We start from the raw sequence: 17,404 nt of genomic DNA on the forward strand, positions 1-17,404 counted from the left end.
ATCTCAAGGCTTATTTGACCTATCGTGCCGGGAGTGCTTTCTGTCGGAGATATCTTAGCCTGTAATCATTGTAGATTCCAGTGATCTTGAGTAACTCCTCCTTACTCCACCTCTTCCAGCCGAAGCCTTTCTTCTGTTTCTTCCTCATCATGTGTCTTCTGAGTTTCCTGTTCACCCAGTCTCTTATGAAACTGAAGACTTTCTTTGAATTACCTATCCTGAAGTAGTTTACCCAGCCCCTCAATATTGAGTTTATCGCTTCCACCAGTCTTTCTAAGGAGTTGGAGCGATAAATGTGGAACTGGTACTTCAGCTTTTCCAGTAATGCCTTTCTAGCCTTCTTGTTTGGTTTGTAGTCAGGTCTACGTTTTCCATTCTTGGCCTTCACCATCCGGAATTCAAATCCAAGGAATTGGAAGCTACCCTTCTCCATGTTGACTATCTTGCTCTTTTCTTCATTGAGCTGAACCTCTATCTTCTCGAATTCTTCCAGTAGTCTCCTGTTGACTTTATCTACCCACTCTCCGGGATAGACAAGGACCACAAGGTCGTCTGCATATCTTGCATATGAGTTTCAGTAGATGCATTATCTCTGGATCGTCTATTCTCTTCGCTACTTTCTCAAAGAGTATATAGTGTTTGACATTGTCGAAGAAGCCTTTGAGGTCAAGGTCTATCACAATTGTCTTTCCTTTGAACAGTTCCTTGTCCACTCTTTCTATTGCATCATGCGCGCTTCTTCCCGGTCTGAATCCAAACGATCCCTCCTGGAAGTCCGTTTCGAATATTGGTTCGAGGATAAGCTTCATTGCTCCCTGTACTATCCTGTCCCTTATGGTCGGTATCTTCAGTATTCTCTCTTTACCGTTGGCCTTAGGTATGGATAGGCTTCTGTATTCCAATGGTTCGTACTCTCCCTTGAGCAATTCCTGAAGTAGTTCGAGGATATAGTTCCTTACACCTATTTCCTCGATGTCATGAAAGCTTACTCCATCCACCCCGGGAGATCCGTTGTTCTTTCTGGCCATGTAGTAGGCCTTTTCCAGTGTTTCTACCTTACAGATATGGGTGTATAGTCCCCAGAATCTCCATTCTGGTTCGGCCTTCGCCTTGAGGTATATCTTGTTCCTCACTTCCTGCAGGGGTATGAATCCTTTTCTCATTCCGATTCCTGCCTCCTTTCTTGGTAACAAGAGTTACATACAGTAGGGCTCCTTTACTCGGGAGGAGTTACCCTCCGTCATTGCTAGTACGAACCCATCCGCCACCCTCTGGTCTTTCGGTCAATTTCCCATTCCGGTTATATGACCTACCTCGTTCAAGGGATTTCTCCCAGGTACCAGTAGGGCTTCTCCAGTTGCATAGAATGTCCTTGTGATCATGCCATCGCTAGCACCCCGCCGGAAGATACTCGCGTTTCAGTCAGTCTTCACTCATATCTGCTGTCTTCGCCCGGAGTGCAAGGGCTCGACTTCCGGAACTGTAGTCTCGAGGCTACTCGTGCGTTCACTTTCGTTATGGCCTGACCACTCGCTCACCATACTTAATATGGCTTTGTCAATAGACTTCAGTGGTTCAGTTACCTTTACCACTGCTATCCAAGCTACGGGGCTCTGACTTCTTCCCCGGTGGGCCTTTTTCCCCACTGAACATTCTTGCCTTAGCTGGACGTGCACACTCCCCACCGCAAGCGGTCCCCCCCGCTCAAGCGGGGATTTAAGATCAAGAGCCAGGAAGAGCCGGGTCTGGGGTTGTCGGGTCTAGGGTCTGGTAAGAGCAGAAGTGATGCTGGGAAGAACATCCCAGGAAGTGATGCCCGGAGTAGCATCCGGGGAAGTGAGGCTCGCTGCGCGAGGAAGTGATGCTGCTTCGCAGGAGGCAAAAAAGACGTAAGAAGCCAAAGTGAAGAGATAAGAAGAGCAATTGATCTTGCTGCCTTTCTAACCTCTAACTTCATTCCTGTCACCTCTATACGTACGGGGCGTGCGCAATACCGACGTGATGAGATCACATTTAGGAGCCGTAAACAGGACCCTCGTAAAAGAGAGAAAAGCGGCTTTTAGTTCCGATGCTACGCGTCCGGGTTCTTCGTTCTTGGTTAAAAAGCGAGAGAGAATAAGTGAGATGGCGAGACTGAAGAAACGAAGAATTCTAGCTGATTCTGGAATTGAGGAACAAGATGATTGAGCTCCAGAGAAGATCATGTGGGTAATGATGAACTCTCGAGAGTGGGGGCGGCTCCATCGTCGACGGGGTGTGTTGAGCACATCGAGAACGTACCTCACATTCAGAACAAAGTATGCGCACCTTCAGATTCATAGATTTTGAGTTCGAAGAGACTTCCAGATTCATTATGAATCGAAAAAACCTTCTGCCGCTCCCACAGAAGGTCTGTATGTTTTTTTCTTGAAACATCTATATTAGCCTTTCTATCTCTTTCTCAAGCTCTTCGGGTATCTTCGTACCGAAAAGAATGAGTGTCCCGTAGGTGGGACCGTAACCTTCCTTCAGAATCTTCTTGATCGAAGCCTGAAGCTCGGCTCCACTCTTTCCCTCCAGAACATTCGAGCAGCTAAACTTTATTCTGTTGGGAAAGAGGTTGTCTTCCCAGATGATTTCGTCAGACTGAAACTGCTCGCCAGTTATCTCACAAATTGCAACGCCGTTGTTTTCGATGAAGAAGAGCAGTCTCTCACCGGGCTTCCAGTTGCCGTATCTCTTTCTGTTGCAACCCCATACTCCATGTTCCCTTCCAGTCCTGAAAGCCTCCCATGAACGCGATTTCGCTATCCTCATCCTCTCAACTCCTTCGACTCATATTCATGCCAATATTAGCACTAAGGGAGCGAAAGAAAAAAGCGAGAGCAACGGAGTTTTACAGTGATATCGATTTGGTAGGGGAAGGAATAGACCCGGGTTTCTGGTAGCGAGTTGGGGGTTGGAAGAACAAAAGAACTGGTTCTCCGTCCTCCGAATAAAAAACTAGTTTTCCGTTCCGACGCTTCGCGTCCAGGTTCTTCGTTCTTGGTTAGAGCAATGAAGCAGTAGCATCAAGATTCCGACCAGGAGCTTTGTCGGAATGACGGAATCTGACCTTTTCGCAATAACCGTTAGTAGTCATCCCACTAAGCTTGCCCTCATTAGCTTGCCCTGATTAGCTTGCCCCAATGAGCCTGCCCTGAAGCCTGCCCCAAAATGATCCTGTTTGGGGTCTCTGTTCAGGGCTTCTGTTTGCGATTTCTTTTTTGGACTACTATTCAGGGTCATCCCGTGATGCTTGTGCACGGGATCTCGGTTTTTGAAGACCGTGGCCGGGGGTAGCGGGTAGGGGGTTGGAAGAACAAAAGAACTGGTTCTCCGTCCTCCGGGAAATAAAGTAAAAAAGCGCATCGACAACCGGTGAGATTTTATGCGGCGAGTCACCCATTTCTGTTCGTGCCGAGACTCTTTTACCTAATCAAGTACATGAAATCGGCAGTCCTGAACCACTTGTATCTCGCTTTATATTAGCGTTTGCGAGTGTTTCTTCAAATTAGTATACTGGTCAGTAACTTACTGTGCAGTATACAGATCGTTTTTTCGCTGTTTCGGAACGTTCATGTATGAAAACCCATAACTCTTTGGAAACTTCACCAGCAGTATCATACTTCGATTACTTCTAACAAATGGGGCAACGAACAGTTGTCTACAACTCGTTGCCCCACAATTCATCTCGATTGAGTCCGAACTCAATTATCCGGCGAGATCGACTTCGGAAGGTTAACTACGACGCCACCAAATGTCGGATCAGGGAATTCAATTCCCTCGAGCATCTCATAGTTTATGAGGATGGGGAAGTAGCTTAAGAGATCTGAAAAACGTTCTGGGTGGTCGAAGATGTTGTAGAGTCTAAGGATAATAGTCTTTTCATCTTCATCAACCGGCATCTCAGTATCGAGATCTTCTCCGTTCGGCCTTATGTAGTCCAGAAGTTCCTCCTGTTCGCTCGAACTTTCTGCCAGGGCATCGTAAGCGTCCTGATCGAACGGGATGTACCACTGTGAAGTCAGGTTATGTTTATTGTCTTCGGTCTGCGTGTCCTTCAGGAGATCCTCTGCCAGAAGCATAGTAGTTTCAGGTGCCTCCAAAGCGATATCCCTTATTGAACTCAGCCAAAGAGGACTTTTGGAGGGGTTCCTAAATGTCAAGAAGGATGTGCCAATAAATGCTTTTACTTCTGACGCGTCAATATTTCCGTCACTATTTGTGTCGATCTCCGGAGGGTCGATCTCATCATCGTCGGCGTCTTCGACATACTCCATGAAAGCCTCTGATGGTTCAAGATCATAAACGGTGAATGCTCTGGCACTTGAAAGGGCACTGCCTACCAGCATTTTCAAAATCGCTATTTCTCCTTCATCGATTACAAGATAATCGTTCTCATCGAATCCGGGAGCGTACTCTATTTCCAGTCCCTGTGAGATCATGAACCAGAAATCTAGATCGAACACCGCATCTCCGCCATCGGGATCAACCTCGATCGAGACTATGTGATCTCCCTTTGGCTCTTTCTCCAGGAAAAGAATATCCGTATACAAACGCAAACTTTCTGTGTACGTTATAGAATCCTCCTTGCTCACTACTTCTAGCACGAGCTCTCTGTCGCTTTCGACAGCTCCATCTTCGTCCCAGTCGAACTCATTGAGAAATACTTCCACAACAATATTCATCTCTCCACTCAAATAGGAGATATCGTCCCAGACTTCCTGAAGGCTGTCCGCATACTCCTCCATCTCATCCTGAAAATCGCCGATCTCCCCGCAAGTTGAATAACCGGAATTCTCTGCTACGGAGCTGCTTGAAGCAAGGAAATTTACCAGAAGCTCCGGATTTCTGAGAATCAACAACGATCTCAGCTTCATATTCAGCAGTCTTGCGCGCATATCTGTTGAAATGCTTTGAACAACTTGATCAGGATTCGAAACAAGTTCTTCGAAACCAGACAGCATTTCGCTTCGATCAAATGTTCCTGCAATGTCAAGAGAACCAATCTGCGAATTGTATATGTCCAGAAGCTTCAGTAATTGCGGAATTGCCTTCATAGCTCCACGAATGGCGTGACCTTCGGGATTCTCAGGATTTCTCTTCACGAAGTCGTCAATAATCTCTTCAGACTCTTCGGCAGTCTCCCCAGATAACTTGATCTCGGCCTTTTCACCTTCCGGAATGGGACTTACGTTGATCCGGAACTCCGCCACTCCACTCTTGCCTTCATCCCTTACGCTCACTCTCACTTTGAAAGGGCTGTTTTCGCCGTCACCGGGCAGAGATGTAAATATATAACTCTTTCCGTCGATTCTCCCAGGTCCGCTGCTTACTAAGAATGATATCCCGTCGGAGACAGATGATAATACGAACTGATTGAGGTCAACAACCAGCTCTTCACCCTCTGTCACCTGCTGATCGGGAATCTCAATCTTGATAGCTCTGAATAGAGAGCAACCGCCGAGCGCTATCAAGGTGAATAGAGAAAGAAACACAAGGATCTTCTTGAACATTTCTTTTCCTCCCTTTTATATGATGGTATTGAATAACGGTATTTGGTTTACTTCGCATAGCTTTCCCGATTCAATCTTACACTTTATACAAATAAACCCCAAAAACCTGTCTTCGTTCTTTGAGTCAGCTGCACGCTGTGAAGACCCGTCCCCAAAAAGACCAGTTCTTCTTTCCGACGCTTCGCGTCCAAGTTCTTCGTTCTTAGTTAGGCAATGAAGCAGCAGCATCAAGATTCCAACCAGGAGCTTTGTCGGAATGACGGCATTTGACGTTTTTCCTCGGGACTTCAGCATGCAACTTGCAGCTGAGAACTTGCAACTGATCTTTCAGCGCTCAGCGCCTCTCAAGACCAAGATGCTGAAACAAGTTCAGCATGACGGGCTGTGGTGTTTTTGCTTTCGGGTCATTAACCTGCAACTTGGAACAAGCGACTTGTAACTGCCCTTCATGAAGGACCAAAGACATCTATTCACAGCGCTCAGCGTCACTCATAATGCGTCTAGCGCCTCTCGAGACCGATATGCTGAAACAAGTTCATGACGGGCTTCTGCAGTTATCTTCGCGGAAGATTTGTTACCGATCGAAAGGATCGGCCAAGAATAGATAAGCCAAGAAGATCCGCGTTCCTTTTGACGCATGTGCGAGAAGACCATACTCCCTCAAATGTGATGATTTTCCTATCGTATGTGATACATTCGTTTGATATCTAGTTGCTTTGCTCTTTCACCGACAGGATCCACTCAACTTACTTTTTGGTCTTCTGCATGGCAGGGACTCAATGGGGGTGTTTTTGTGCGCAAGGCTCTAATCGCAGCTTTTGCTGTCGCGTTGCTGCTCCTGATTCTTCCCGGTTGTCTTCCGAAACTTCCGAAGGATCTGCAAGCGGCGATAGAAATCGTCAAAGGCATTCTGCCGGGTGAGATTCCTCAAGACTCAGAGTACATCTGCTCTTTCTTTTCCACAAAGCTGACATCGGGATCAAAAATCGACCTTGAAAACCCGGGTTCTATTGTCGACGGAGGTCTGGATGGCACGCCTTCAATGGACAATACAATCACGGTAAGTGAGCCTTCATACCTCTTTCTTCTTGATCTTGATCCCGGCTCGTTCTTTGCTCATCCCGTCAAGGCGATAGTAGTGGGAGAGAGCGGGCAGGAAAGGATTATCTCAGGGAAATGGCTGCCCAGGGTAGATGAAGTCGTCCCGGATGAGCTGAAACTGCCCATTCCCCCAAAAGAAAGGCTTGTCGACTGGAATGCTGTTCTGAAGGAGCCGTCCGGTGTCTTGAAGAATCCGGTGATCGACAAAATCATCCCCGACTGGGGCGAGGGAGAGGCGATCATTGTCGTTCAGGGTTTGCTGCCCTCGGAATCTCTTTACGCGGATTCGATTCAGACATATACTCAGTTCTTGAATCTGGCCCTGGCATACAGGGATGCAATGCCTGAAGGAATGGTTGAAGTGCAGGGCATTTTGGGGGAGGGCTCGGCAAATATCCTGACCAGCATAAATTCCTACGCCCTTCAAAAAGAGATAGTGACTGTTTACATCATCGCCCACGGAGACACGGATGCGGTAAGACTCGGAGGCGTCTGGCACTTCGCATGGCAGTTCAGCACAGTCTTCAACAGCTATCCGTTGACTGAGTTCAACTTACTTCTGGGTTCCTGTCATGCCGGAAGCTTTATAAATGACATGAATACCCTGGCCAACGTAAGAACCGTCCTGGCTGCCTGTCGAGAAAAAGAAGGCGCTTCCCGCGATATGGATGAGCGCTTTTCACTGGTCTCCCCTTACGACTTTCTGACCGATTTCAACTCTTCAGATGTTGGAAGCGAATGGACGAGCTCGATAGTCGAGGGAGCGGTAAGCATTTTGAACAATCCGGTGCAGTTCACTTTGGTAAAAGCCGACTCCGTAATACATAATGTGCCGGTCATTAGCATGTTGCTCAACAAAGCCCATCTGGCCGCGCTTGGAAACTGGGCTCCCTATTATAGTGAAAACCTTGATCTTTCGAACAGAATAAAAAAGTCTGTGCCTGAGAAATACTCCTCATGGGAATGAAGGGAAGGCCGTGGCCGGAGGGTAGCGGGTAGGGGGTTGGAAAAAGCAAAATGTCAGTTCCAAGTTGCAAGAATAAATGACGAGGTTCGGGGTTGGTGGTTGCGGGTTGGTAAGAGCGAGTGAAACAGGATCACCGTTGAATGGTTATCCGTTCTCCGAATAAAAAACCTTTTGCTCGTTCCAGAGCGAAGAGCAGTTCTTCGTTCCGACTCTCCGCGTCCAGGTTCTTCGTTCTTGGTTAGAGCAATGAAGCAGTAGCATCAAGATTCCGACCAGGAGCTTTGTCGGAATGACGAAATCTTGCCTTTTCGCAATAACCGTTAGTAATAATCCCACTAAGCTTGCCCTGAAGCCTGCCCCAAAATGATCCTGTTTGGGGTCTCTGTTCAGGGCTCTTGTTTGGGGTCTCCTGTTCAGGGTCATCACGAACTTGTTACGGAATCTGGGATTTTGAACATTGGGGTTGCTTGTAGCGCGTTTGCAAATTAAAGAACTAGTTGCAAGATTTTGCCTTCTTGCAACCATTATTCTCGGATTATGGCGGACCGTTGACGTGCAAAAGATCCTTTGTCTTACCGGCGTTGAGCGTATTTTATGAAGCGTTACCGGGTCTTTGCAACGGCCAGCGAAAGGCAAGTCTTCACCAGAGGAGTAGAACTGGCATTTACAGGCCAAGACTTGCAGCAAAAAGCTCTTCTGTCTATTCTGCAATAGCCGGATCGGGAAGGTACTCGGGGATCATTTGCTTCACCGTTCTGAACTCTCCGTTCTCAACCTGGATAATCGACACTGATTTATCGGGAATCTTGCTTCCGTCGTTATAGCTTATTATTCCGGAGACACCCTCGAAATCCTCAATTTGCGCCAAGCCTTCAGGGATTTTTGCTGGAGAATCGCTCCCGGCGAGTTCGATTGCCTTTGAGACCAATCTGAGGGCATCATATCCCAGCGCTGCGAAGGCATTTTCGGGGATTTTTCCGAACATTGATTCGTAATCCGACACGAATTTCCGGACAGTTCCGTCTGGGGCTTCGAGTGAAACGTGAGTCGCAAAGACGACGCCTTCGGCCGCTTCCCCTCCGATTTCTACAAGGAGCGATGTATCGAAGCCGTCCTCTCCGAAAATTGGAATTGTAACCCCGCTCTCCCGAAGCTGTTTGGCGATCAAACCGCAGTTGTCAGGAACGGCGCCGACGTAAACGAAGTCAACCTCGCCCCTGTCCTGATATCCCTTCAGACGGACGGCCATTGAGGAGAAATCCTTCATACTTACCTCAAAGTAGTCTTCAAAAACTGTCTCTCCTCCGTAATGCTCAAGTGCATCTATGAAATACTCAGTTACAGCAACACTGAAATCCACCGCCGTGTCGATCCAGACGGCGCCTCTCTTCAGTCCAAGCTCTCTCACAACATATTCTGCAATCGCCGAAGCCTGGGCATTGTCTCCGAAGCAGGCCAGCCAGGCCCCGAAACGCTCCGGAATCCTGGGATGTGTCGCTCCGGGCGTAACGAAAGGGACTCCATATTCTCGGGCAACAGTAGCCGCAATATTAACCCAGTGAGTATCGCAATAGCCTATCAAAACGGATACCTTCTTATCCTCTATGAGCCTAACTACCGCTCTTCTCGTTTCTTCTTCATCGGCCATGGTGTCGACAATCTCCAGATGAATCTCGCGCCCCAGAACACCCCCAGCCTCGTTTATCTGGGATGCAGCCAGTTTAACTCCATTTGTGCAGGGAGTGTCTATCGAGGCCCAGTGGCCGGTAAGATTCATCACTACGCCTATCTTTATAGGTTCCTGCGCCGAGGCAGCTGTTAAGAGAATAACGACAAATAGTGAAACGGCTATTATCAGATGTCTTTTCATGAGTTCAATCCCCCCTTTGCAGCAATTCTACAGTACCCGGCAAGTATTATTGAAAAGAAGTATACTACCATTTCCTATAGGAGTACTCTACTAATGCGCATCTGAACATCGTCGACACGACTCAATTCATTGTCTTCAAGAATTATCCAGGAATCTTTTCTACGAGACGAGTCTTCTCAATGCAAGGGCTGTTCACACCTTAAAAGAGTTACGGAATCTTCTTACACCGTTATCCCGAAGTTGTTTCGGGATCTGGGCTTTTGAAGACTGTGGCCGGTGGTTGGAAAGAACAATGGATCAGTTCCAAGTTGCAAGTTGTGAGTTGTAAGAATAAATGACGAGGTTCGGGGTTGGTAGTTGCGGATTAGAAAGAGCGAGTGAAACGGGATCGCCGTTGAATGGTTCTCCGTTCCCCGAGGAGAATTTGTCATTCGTTCAAAAGCGAAAAATTCGTTCTTAATTCTTGGTTAGAGCGATGAAGCAAGAGCATCCAGATTCCGACCAAAAGCTTTGTCGGAATGACAGCATTTGACGTTTCTTCGCTTTACGACCTGCATCTTGGAACAGGTGAGTAGCCCAGGGGGATTTCACCCCCAGGCTCTCTCAGAACCGGACTTGAATCTCTCGATTCATCCGGCTCCCATTATCCAGCCATATAGAATATCCCCATTGTCCAGTGTACAAATAGATGAGGCTCCCTGCGAGCAAGAGCTTCTAGCCATTTACTCGCTTTTGTGTGACCTCTCCTTTTCTTGTACTTGTTTCTTACCCACTGAACTAAGGCTTTGTTTAGCCGACTCAGTACTGTATACATACTCCTCAAATTTGCGAAAGTGTCCATAGTAGTTTATCCACCCTCTTATTACCGGGTTGATTCTTTCTGAGAGTTCTTCAATACTCAGGTATGACTTGGTTTGAAGTCTCATTCTCCGGATCTTCTGTCTCATCGCCTTCTTTGCCTGTTCACTCACTGCAGGGGTGAAGCTGTAGAAGATTCTCCCGTTTCTGTCTTTGCAGCTACGGACTCTGAAGGTGTATCCTAGAAAGTCAAAGCTTGTATTTGGATACTCGTCCTTCCTTTTATCGTCTTTGCAGTAGACAATACGGGTCTTCTCTGGATGAAGCTCTAGTTTGCATTCTTCCAGTCTTTCTTTGAGACTTTCAAGAAAAAGCCGGGCTTCCTCCAGAGTTCTACAGTGTATCACTCCATCATCTGCGTATCTGGCAAAGGGCTTATCCGGATGAGTTCTCTCCATCCACTTGTCGAAGGCGTAATGCATGAAGAGGTTAGCCAGTACAGGGCTTATTACTCCTCCCTGTGGCGTTCCCTTGCTCCTCTCTTCGACTCTTCCATTCGCTTGCATAAAGGGTGCTTTCAGCCATCTCTCTATGTAGAGTATTAGCCATGGAATCTTCACATGTTTCTTGACTGCCCTCATTAGTAGTTCATGGTCTATGTTGTCGAACAGTCCTTTAATGTCGAATTCCAGTACCCAGTCATACTGCCAGCATCTCTGCCTCGTTACTTCAAGGGCATCTACCGCTGACTTTCCCTCCCTGTATCCGTAGGAGTCCTTATGGAAGTGTGGATCTACCAGGGGATTTAGATAGATTTTGGCTACCATCTGGGCTACTCTGTCCCCCACTGTGGGGATTCCCAGTACTCTCTTGCCTCCACTCTTCTTTTCTATCTCTATAGCTTTTACTGGAGGTGGAAAGTAACTGCCTGAGGACATTCGATTCCAAATCTTGTAGAGATTGTTGTCCAGATCGGCTTCGAACTCTTTCAGGCTTACCTCGTCTATTCCTTCTGCCCCTCTGTTCTCTTTCACTTTCTTGAATGCTTCCAGTACTACTTTCTTGGGGATTTCATACGACCTCATTTTGTCTGTTAGCACTTCCCTTCCCTCTGTTCACAGTTCCTCCCTTTCGGTTGTCTGCACAGAGTTGGTTGACTAACCTACAAAACTGGATAACACAGTCCCTTCGCTCCACTCCCATTACAGGAGTTTCTCCACTACTACGGACTGTTCCGCCCCTGAATCTGGCATCGGTACTTTCACCCTCGTGGGTCTTCCACTTGCGGCTTTTCCCTTAACATCCAGATCCAGGTTCCCAAGTTCCTAATCGAAGCCTGTACCAGGGTCACGCCACCTATATGCCGGTCACCATCTGGACAGTAAGCAGGTTTCCTCCAGACTTATCCCGGGATAGTTCCACCCCCCGGTTTAGATGACACTAGTAGTTCTTACGACACGTTCACGGTGGTTCACTTGTATTCGTCTCCTCTGGTACTCACCTGACGGGATCACTGTCCCGCCTTTTCCCGTAACGTTCACTACCATGGCTCTTTACCACAGCAGCTTACGGTGGTTTGAAGCCTCCACCTGCATGGCGGCTTCGAGGGGCCCTCCCTCATCTTCGATTAAGCATGGCTAGAAGTTCCCTTCTTCGCCTTCTTGGCACACCACAACTTGCAACTGCCCTTCATGAAGGACCAAGGACGGTTTTTCACAGCGATCAGCCATCAGCTTTTCCTACAAGTGTCCAGCGGTTCTTAGGAGCTAGATTCTGAATCAAGTTCAGAATGACGGGTTGTTGTGTTTTTAAGAATTACAGGACGCTGTCATGGAATGTGATGTTTTCCGAATAACCTAAGTCCGTCATCCCGGACTTGATCCGGGATCTGGGCTTTAAAACAATTACAAGAAATGAACTTATAAGTTGAAGGAAGACAGTCATTTTCGGTGGGCAGCCTCTGCCCTTGTCAGAGCCAGTAACACTTCGTGATGCCAGCGCCACTTCGCAGGAATGAAAACAGCTGACCGCTGGACGTTTTGAAGATACTCTGTATTCTTAGTTCCAAAGCTGGACGATCGCTGCTACCCGTTTGACCATAAAGTTCTTTAGCGGAATTTCCTGCTTCTGAACAAAGGTCTTGTCTAGACTATCTAATTTAGAACGATACTAAATACGAAGGAGAGAAGATTTTGAAGATACCGATTCTGATTCTTATAGGAATTATCGCAGTGGTTATTATTGTGTTTGGAGTCACAAACGGCATGAATGATGCACCTTTAGACGTGGTGACCGTGAGGGAATACCAGGGCGTCAAGCTGGACGACCTGAGCGCCTTCAGAGAGAACTCGATAAAGGGTGTGCAGTACGTAAACATCGAAGAATACGCCTTGAAGATTGGCGGTCTTGCAGAAACCCCTTATTTCATGAACTACTCGGAATTGCAGGAGCTTCAGCATGTAGAAAAGCTAGTAACACTGCATTGTGTGGAGGGGTGGACGGCGAAGATGCTCTGGGAAGGGATTCCGCTAATGGATTTGATCGAAAAGGCCGACCCGGATGATAGAGTGACAAATGTGATATTCAAGTCTACCGACAGCTACACAACAAGCCTGACCCTCGACTACATTCGGGAAAGGAATATCATACTGGCCGACAAACTGAACGGCATCGAACTGCCGCCGGCTCAGGGCTTTCCCTTCATTGTGGTCGCCGAAGACAAATGGGGCTACAAGTGGGCGCGCTGGGTCGAGGAGATCGAACTGTCAGACGACGATAAGTATAGAGGTTACTGGGAAGAATTCGGATACAGCAAAGACGGAAGCCTGGACAAACCGATGTTCGACAGGTAGAACGGGAATTGACCTTAAGGCGGTCTATCGTGTTGTACGCTGACTGAATACAGCAGAAGACCCGGAAGAGTGATATTACATTCCCCGCGAGTCTGTGCTCTGAGAAGAAGGATGCGTTCTTTGAGACAGGATTCTCGGGGATTTTTCGCCAGGAAATGAAGTTCAATCAGACAAGAACTTCAGCAAATCGCCAATTTAAGAAGCATTGCAGGTTGGAGATCGAACTCACGCCGCATCTTTTAGAAACGACACATGCGATTTTTTGTGAATCGTCTTCATTTTTCACTCACCTTCGGGAATCTTCCACATAAAGCAACCTCTTAACCAAAACAGATCTCACATTGACCGCTCTAAAGAAAAAAGCGCAGCCATCGTGATATTCACTCCAGCGCGCTTCATTGCAAATCACCCATATACGAAATGGAAAAAAGTCAACACAAATCAACTCGATTACCTATTCCTTAAGATTATTATACAAAAATGACCACCAGAATCAAAACAGGCAAGTTTTTCCGGAAAATAAAGGCCTGAACTTCCTAGAATGAGTCGTTTATGCGGCTTATTCTTCGTCCCGCTTTATCCTTCCGCCGCCCCTTCTTCTCATTATTGTGGGCGGTTCTTCCGTTTCCGGCTTAGTCGGGGGCTCTACGGAGCTGACTGGTCTCTGTGCGACCCGTCTTACGTAAGTATCCTTGTCCTCTTTATCATCGAATTTGAGGACGCCTTCGGCCTCCTTCTTCTTACGGAGCTCCCGCAGCGCTTTGCCCTTGTTTATTTCAGTCTGCCTTCCGCGAAGCTCTTCAAGTTTAGACATCACCTTATAGATATAGTCATTTTCCGAGTATTTCAGCTCGATATTTGTTAGATCCCATTCTTCCTCGAATTTCTTTTTGGCCTTTTCTACTTCCTCCATGTACTCTTTCTGGAATTCTTCGAAGTGCTTGATTTCGTCGGCGATCGCTTCCAGCTCGATGTCTTCCTCTTCAATCTCAACGGCATCTAGTCTCTCTTCGGTTTCTTTCATTCTTTCCTGGAGATCGGCATATCTTCTTTGATCGAACTGGCTCAACTTGCTTAGCAGCTGAGATACATCTCTTTCTGACGTCCTTGCCCAACCGGGCCTCCTCAGCTTCTCGCTGTCGTTCTGAGGTATGAGTCTTTCCATATCGTTCTCGATTCTTTCCAGCTGATCGAGCAACGGCTTCTTCCTGTACTCAAACATCGTAAGCCTGTTTCTGGTGAACGATTTGTAATTAAGGTCCATAGATCTGTTTCTCATAGCTCTGCTCATCCTCCTCCACTAAGGGATTCTCTATTTTGATTTTCAAAACGGTGGCAGAAATTACCTGCTCAAATCTGAAAGATCCAATTTGTCATCGTTAGAATGATTATATACATTTAACAAGTTGTTCCGTTCTTCTGGAGAGTCTTGTCGAGATGCTTCCGAAAGCGGAATGCTAATGAAACTCTGCTCGAGACGGATAAGTTCTTGTAGGCATGATTTTCTGGGCGGAAGGATCTTGAACAAAGCACTTCTGAAGAATTAGATTTTGATTGCAAGAAAAAGGGCCCATATAGGGCCCTATCTAGATCTTTGGGGGATGGGGTTATCTTGTCTTTCCGAAGCCTTTACCGCGTCCGGGACCTTTTTCGCCAGAGGCGCCGTATCTGTATCCTGTTCCGTCCTGTGCGCTCTTGTTTTCCATAAGTCTTTCGCCGCCGTTCGGGCAGTTGTCGTTAATGCCGTCTTCGTTTGCGTCCACAAAGTTCTCACAGGTTGTGGGATCCTGAACTCTCTGCATTGCTCTTGTTGCCTCTTCATTACCAGCCTGTGCTCTTCTATTCATGTAAACCTTTTCACCGTCTACGGGGCAGTTATCGTTGATTCCGTCTCCGTCTTCATCCACGAAGGTCTCACATGCCGCCACATCCTGAACTCTCTTCATTTGCCTTGAACCATAACCAACAGCCAAAGTCATTCCGCCGATCAAAAGAACCGCTATCGTAATCAGTACTACTTTCTTCATCTTCTATCACCTCCATCTGATTTTAGGTACATTCCCAGTCTAAGGTCCATTTCTTAGAGACTCCTTAGTAAATCCTTAGAGTTTGCTTAGAAAACCGAGGTTAGAGGTCAGTGGTCAGAGGTTCGAAGAGCAAGAGAAACTGGTTTACCGTTTAGCGGTTCTCCGTTCGCCGGGGAGAGCTGTGAAGCAGTAGTATCAAGATTCCGACCAGGTGCTTTGTCGGAATGACGGAATTTGACGTTCTTTTCCTAGGAACTTCAGCTTGCAACTTGGAACAGACAACTTGCAACTTCCTTCATGAATGACAAAGGAGGGCTCTCTGTAGCGACCAGCGTGTTCTAGAGAGCGATTCTTAATCAAGTTCAGATGATAGTATGTGACGTTCTTGGAAAGTCCACATTTATTCCTTTCTGCCGAAGCCGAGCATGAATCCCCGATGCTTCTGTTAGTTTTTCGACTTCGTTATTGAGAAAACAGCATTTTGCTATAATCTAGTGGAGTCGAGGAGGTGTCAATATGGCCGATAATGATCTTAATCTATTACTGGATCAGATTGTTCAGCTGGCGTCTCCCTTAAGAGTACTGCTGTTTGGCTCGCGCGCCAAGGGCGAGGGTTCAGTCACGAGCGATTATGATCTCCTGGTTATTGTGAAGGATGGGGAAGGCCGCAGGAGAACGGCACAGATGCTGTACAGAGAAATCAAAGGTGTTAAAACTCCTTTCGACCTCATTGTAGCTACCGAGAGCGATATCGCGGATTACGCAGACAATCCCTTCATGGTTTTCAATAGTGCCCTGAAGGAAAGAATAGAGCTATATGCATCTTGACGAAGTGAATCGTGGTATTTCGAAAACGTGGCTCAGTTACCCTGAAAGTGACCTTTCTTTGGCTTCCACAAAACCGGAAGGTGCGATTCTACCGGGTACCCTGTGTTTTCTCGCACAACAGGCTTGTGAGAAGTCTCTCAAGGCACTGCTGATTTAGTGCGGAATTCAGTTTCCGAGAACCCAGAATATCAACGTTCTCATTCAGCATATACCCGACAGCATACAAATTCCGGAAGAAGTGTTTGAAGCGGCTAAGCTTACAGGCTATGCTGTCTCTTCTCGATATCCCGGAATCGTTGAACCTATTACCGAATCTGAATACAAAATGGCTCTCGAATCAGCCAAGTTCGTTTTCGAATGGGTTTCTGATTCGATTATGAGTTCAGAGTAGTGATCGAGGCCAGATCCGGGATCAAGTTCGGGATAACCCTGAACAGAGACCCCAAACAGGAGCCCTAAACAGAGACCCCAAACAAGAGCATTTTGGGGCAGGCTTCAGGGCAGGTTCCGTGTAATGACAACGAATGCTTGTTCCGAAAGCGTAATAATTCGTCATGCTGAACTTGTTTCAGCATCTCGATCCTGAGAGCCTCTGAGCGCTGCGAGAAGCTGTTCACCGTTGACCGTCCCAGATCATGAATCCGTTCACCTATAAGATCAAAGATTAGATCCTGATCAAGATCACATTAGGATGGCAAATTGAGTTGGTTCAAACAAGTTGATATTCTTCCGCGGGGTGATTGCTGTCTTCTCTTCCTTTAGCTCCAACCAACCACCAACCACGGCTCTTAGAACAGTTCTCAGTTCCAATTTGCAAGTGCGAGAATTGCCCTAAGATAATTCTTACAGACTCTAGAATTAGAATGCCTTGTGATTTGTGACTTCTTATTCGCTGTTTCCTTCCTTTTCCAAAGATAGAGTACTGGAATTTCCGAAAGGCATTAACTGTCGATCGAAAACGCTCATATAGAAAGTTTAAAGGGACCGGCTTTCTTCGGCCCCCCTCAAGATTCAAGGTTCAGAAAACTGCTCCCTGTTATGAAATCTCTGCAATAAAGATCTCATCTTCATCTAGTGCTGGTTTCCCTAAGCCGGGGCCATTCCCATTGAAGGAATTGTCTGGTGCTCCATAGCCCGCATCGTCATCAGGGCCATCGGACACACCGTCGCCAGGACCGCTACCGTTGATTGAAAGCACGATTCCAAAAGCTAGTAATAGGAAAACCACAATTGCGATAATTCGTTTCACTTTCATCCACCCGTTGTATTCAAATGATTAGATTTTATTACTTGCCTCATTAAGGAGTTATTAAAGACCTACATATTCAAATTGCCTGCCAGTTCTCTCCAACCAGAGCTTTCCGTAAGATGAGGCGGACTTTTAATCTATTCGCTCGAATCTGAAGCAAGAATCTTAATGGCAG

13 protein-coding genes are annotated in these 17,404 nt (G+C 47.0%); 4 read left to right on the forward strand and 9 right to left on the reverse strand.

All coding sequences use genetic code 11. The annotated features are described in order from the left end of the window. Positions 1 to 19: 19 nt before the first annotated feature. The 4 genes from Y697_RS14995 to Y697_RS10085 form a co-directional block, all read right to left on the reverse strand. A complete protein-coding gene (locus Y697_RS14995; RefSeq protein WP_259462486.1) occupies positions 20 to 544 on the reverse strand; it encodes a group II intron maturase-specific domain-containing protein in 525 nt (174 codons plus the stop codon). Then, a complete protein-coding gene (locus Y697_RS15000; RefSeq protein WP_259462487.1) occupies positions 510 to 1,163 on the reverse strand; it encodes a reverse transcriptase domain-containing protein in 654 nt (217 codons plus the stop codon). Before Y697_RS15000 ends, Y697_RS14995 begins: the two co-directional genes overlap by 35 nt. Positions 1,164 to 2,415: 1,252 nt before the next feature. Next, the gene (locus tag Y697_RS10080) at positions 2,416 to 2,796 is read right to left on the reverse strand and encodes a hypothetical protein (RefSeq protein ID WP_121551499.1); all 381 of its coding nucleotides are present in this window, start codon (positions 2,794 to 2,796) and stop codon (positions 2,416 to 2,418) included. A gap of 932 nt (positions 2,797 to 3,728) precedes the next feature. Further along, entirely contained in the window at positions 3,729 to 5,537 is a 1,809-nt protein-coding gene (locus tag Y697_RS10085; RefSeq protein WP_121551500.1) for a hypothetical protein, read from the reverse strand. Positions 5,538 to 6,330: 793 nt separating this feature from the next. Here Y697_RS10085 and Y697_RS10095 point away from each other — a divergent pair. After that, the gene (locus tag Y697_RS10095; RefSeq protein WP_121551502.1) at positions 6,331 to 7,605 is read left to right on the forward strand and encodes a hypothetical protein; all 1,275 of its coding nucleotides are present in this window, start codon (positions 6,331 to 6,333) and stop codon (positions 7,603 to 7,605) included. 700 nt (positions 7,606 to 8,305) lie between these two features. Here the strand turns inward: Y697_RS10095 and Y697_RS10100 are convergent. Next, positions 8,306 to 9,475, reverse strand: coding sequence for an ABC transporter substrate-binding protein (locus Y697_RS10100; protein WP_121551503.1), 1,170 nt, complete (start codon positions 9,473 to 9,475; stop codon positions 8,306 to 8,308). A gap of 722 nt (positions 9,476 to 10,197) precedes the next feature. Beyond that, the gene (ltrA, locus tag Y697_RS10105; protein ID WP_259462489.1) at positions 10,198 to 11,373 is read right to left on the reverse strand and encodes a group II intron reverse transcriptase/maturase; all 1,176 of its coding nucleotides are present in this window, start codon (positions 11,371 to 11,373) and stop codon (positions 10,198 to 10,200) included. 1,092 nt (positions 11,374 to 12,465) lie between these two features. Between ltrA and Y697_RS10110 the strand changes: the two genes are divergently transcribed. Continuing rightward, the gene (locus Y697_RS10110) at positions 12,466 to 13,125 is read left to right on the forward strand and encodes a molybdopterin-dependent oxidoreductase (protein ID WP_121551504.1); all 660 of its coding nucleotides are present in this window, start codon (positions 12,466 to 12,468) and stop codon (positions 13,123 to 13,125) included. A 559-nt stretch (positions 13,126 to 13,684) separates the two neighbouring features. Here Y697_RS10110 and Y697_RS10115 read toward each other — a convergent pair. Together Y697_RS10115 and Y697_RS10120 are read right to left on the reverse strand one after the other, a co-directional pair. Beyond that, positions 13,685 to 14,404, reverse strand: coding sequence for a hypothetical protein (locus Y697_RS10115; protein WP_147433196.1), 720 nt, complete (start codon positions 14,402 to 14,404; stop codon positions 13,685 to 13,687). 328 nt (positions 14,405 to 14,732) lie between these two features. After that, complete coding sequence (locus Y697_RS10120; protein ID WP_121551506.1) at positions 14,733 to 15,152, reverse strand: Thrombospondin type 3 repeat protein; 420 nt, start codon at positions 15,150 to 15,152, stop codon at positions 14,733 to 14,735. Positions 15,153 to 15,668: 516 nt separating this feature from the next. Between Y697_RS10120 and Y697_RS10125 the strand changes: the two genes are divergently transcribed. Together Y697_RS10125 and Y697_RS10135 are read left to right on the forward strand one after the other, a co-directional pair. After that, complete coding sequence (locus Y697_RS10125; RefSeq protein WP_121551507.1) at positions 15,669 to 15,980, forward strand: nucleotidyltransferase domain-containing protein; 312 nt, start codon at positions 15,669 to 15,671, stop codon at positions 15,978 to 15,980. Positions 15,981 to 16,143: 163 nt separating this feature from the next. After that, entirely contained in the window at positions 16,144 to 16,371 is a 228-nt protein-coding gene (locus Y697_RS10135; protein ID WP_121551509.1) for a HEPN domain-containing protein, read from the forward strand. 645 nt (positions 16,372 to 17,016) lie between these two features. Here the strand turns inward: Y697_RS10135 and Y697_RS10140 are convergent. Continuing rightward, complete coding sequence (locus Y697_RS10140) at positions 17,017 to 17,229, reverse strand: hypothetical protein (protein ID WP_121551510.1); 213 nt, start codon at positions 17,227 to 17,229, stop codon at positions 17,017 to 17,019. Between the last annotated feature and the right edge of the window lie 175 nt (positions 17,230 to 17,404).

The sequence above is a fragment of the Mesotoga sp. BH458_6_3_2_1 genome (genome assembly GCF_003664995.1).
GTDB lineage: Bacteria > Thermotogota > Thermotogae > Petrotogales > Kosmotogaceae > Mesotoga.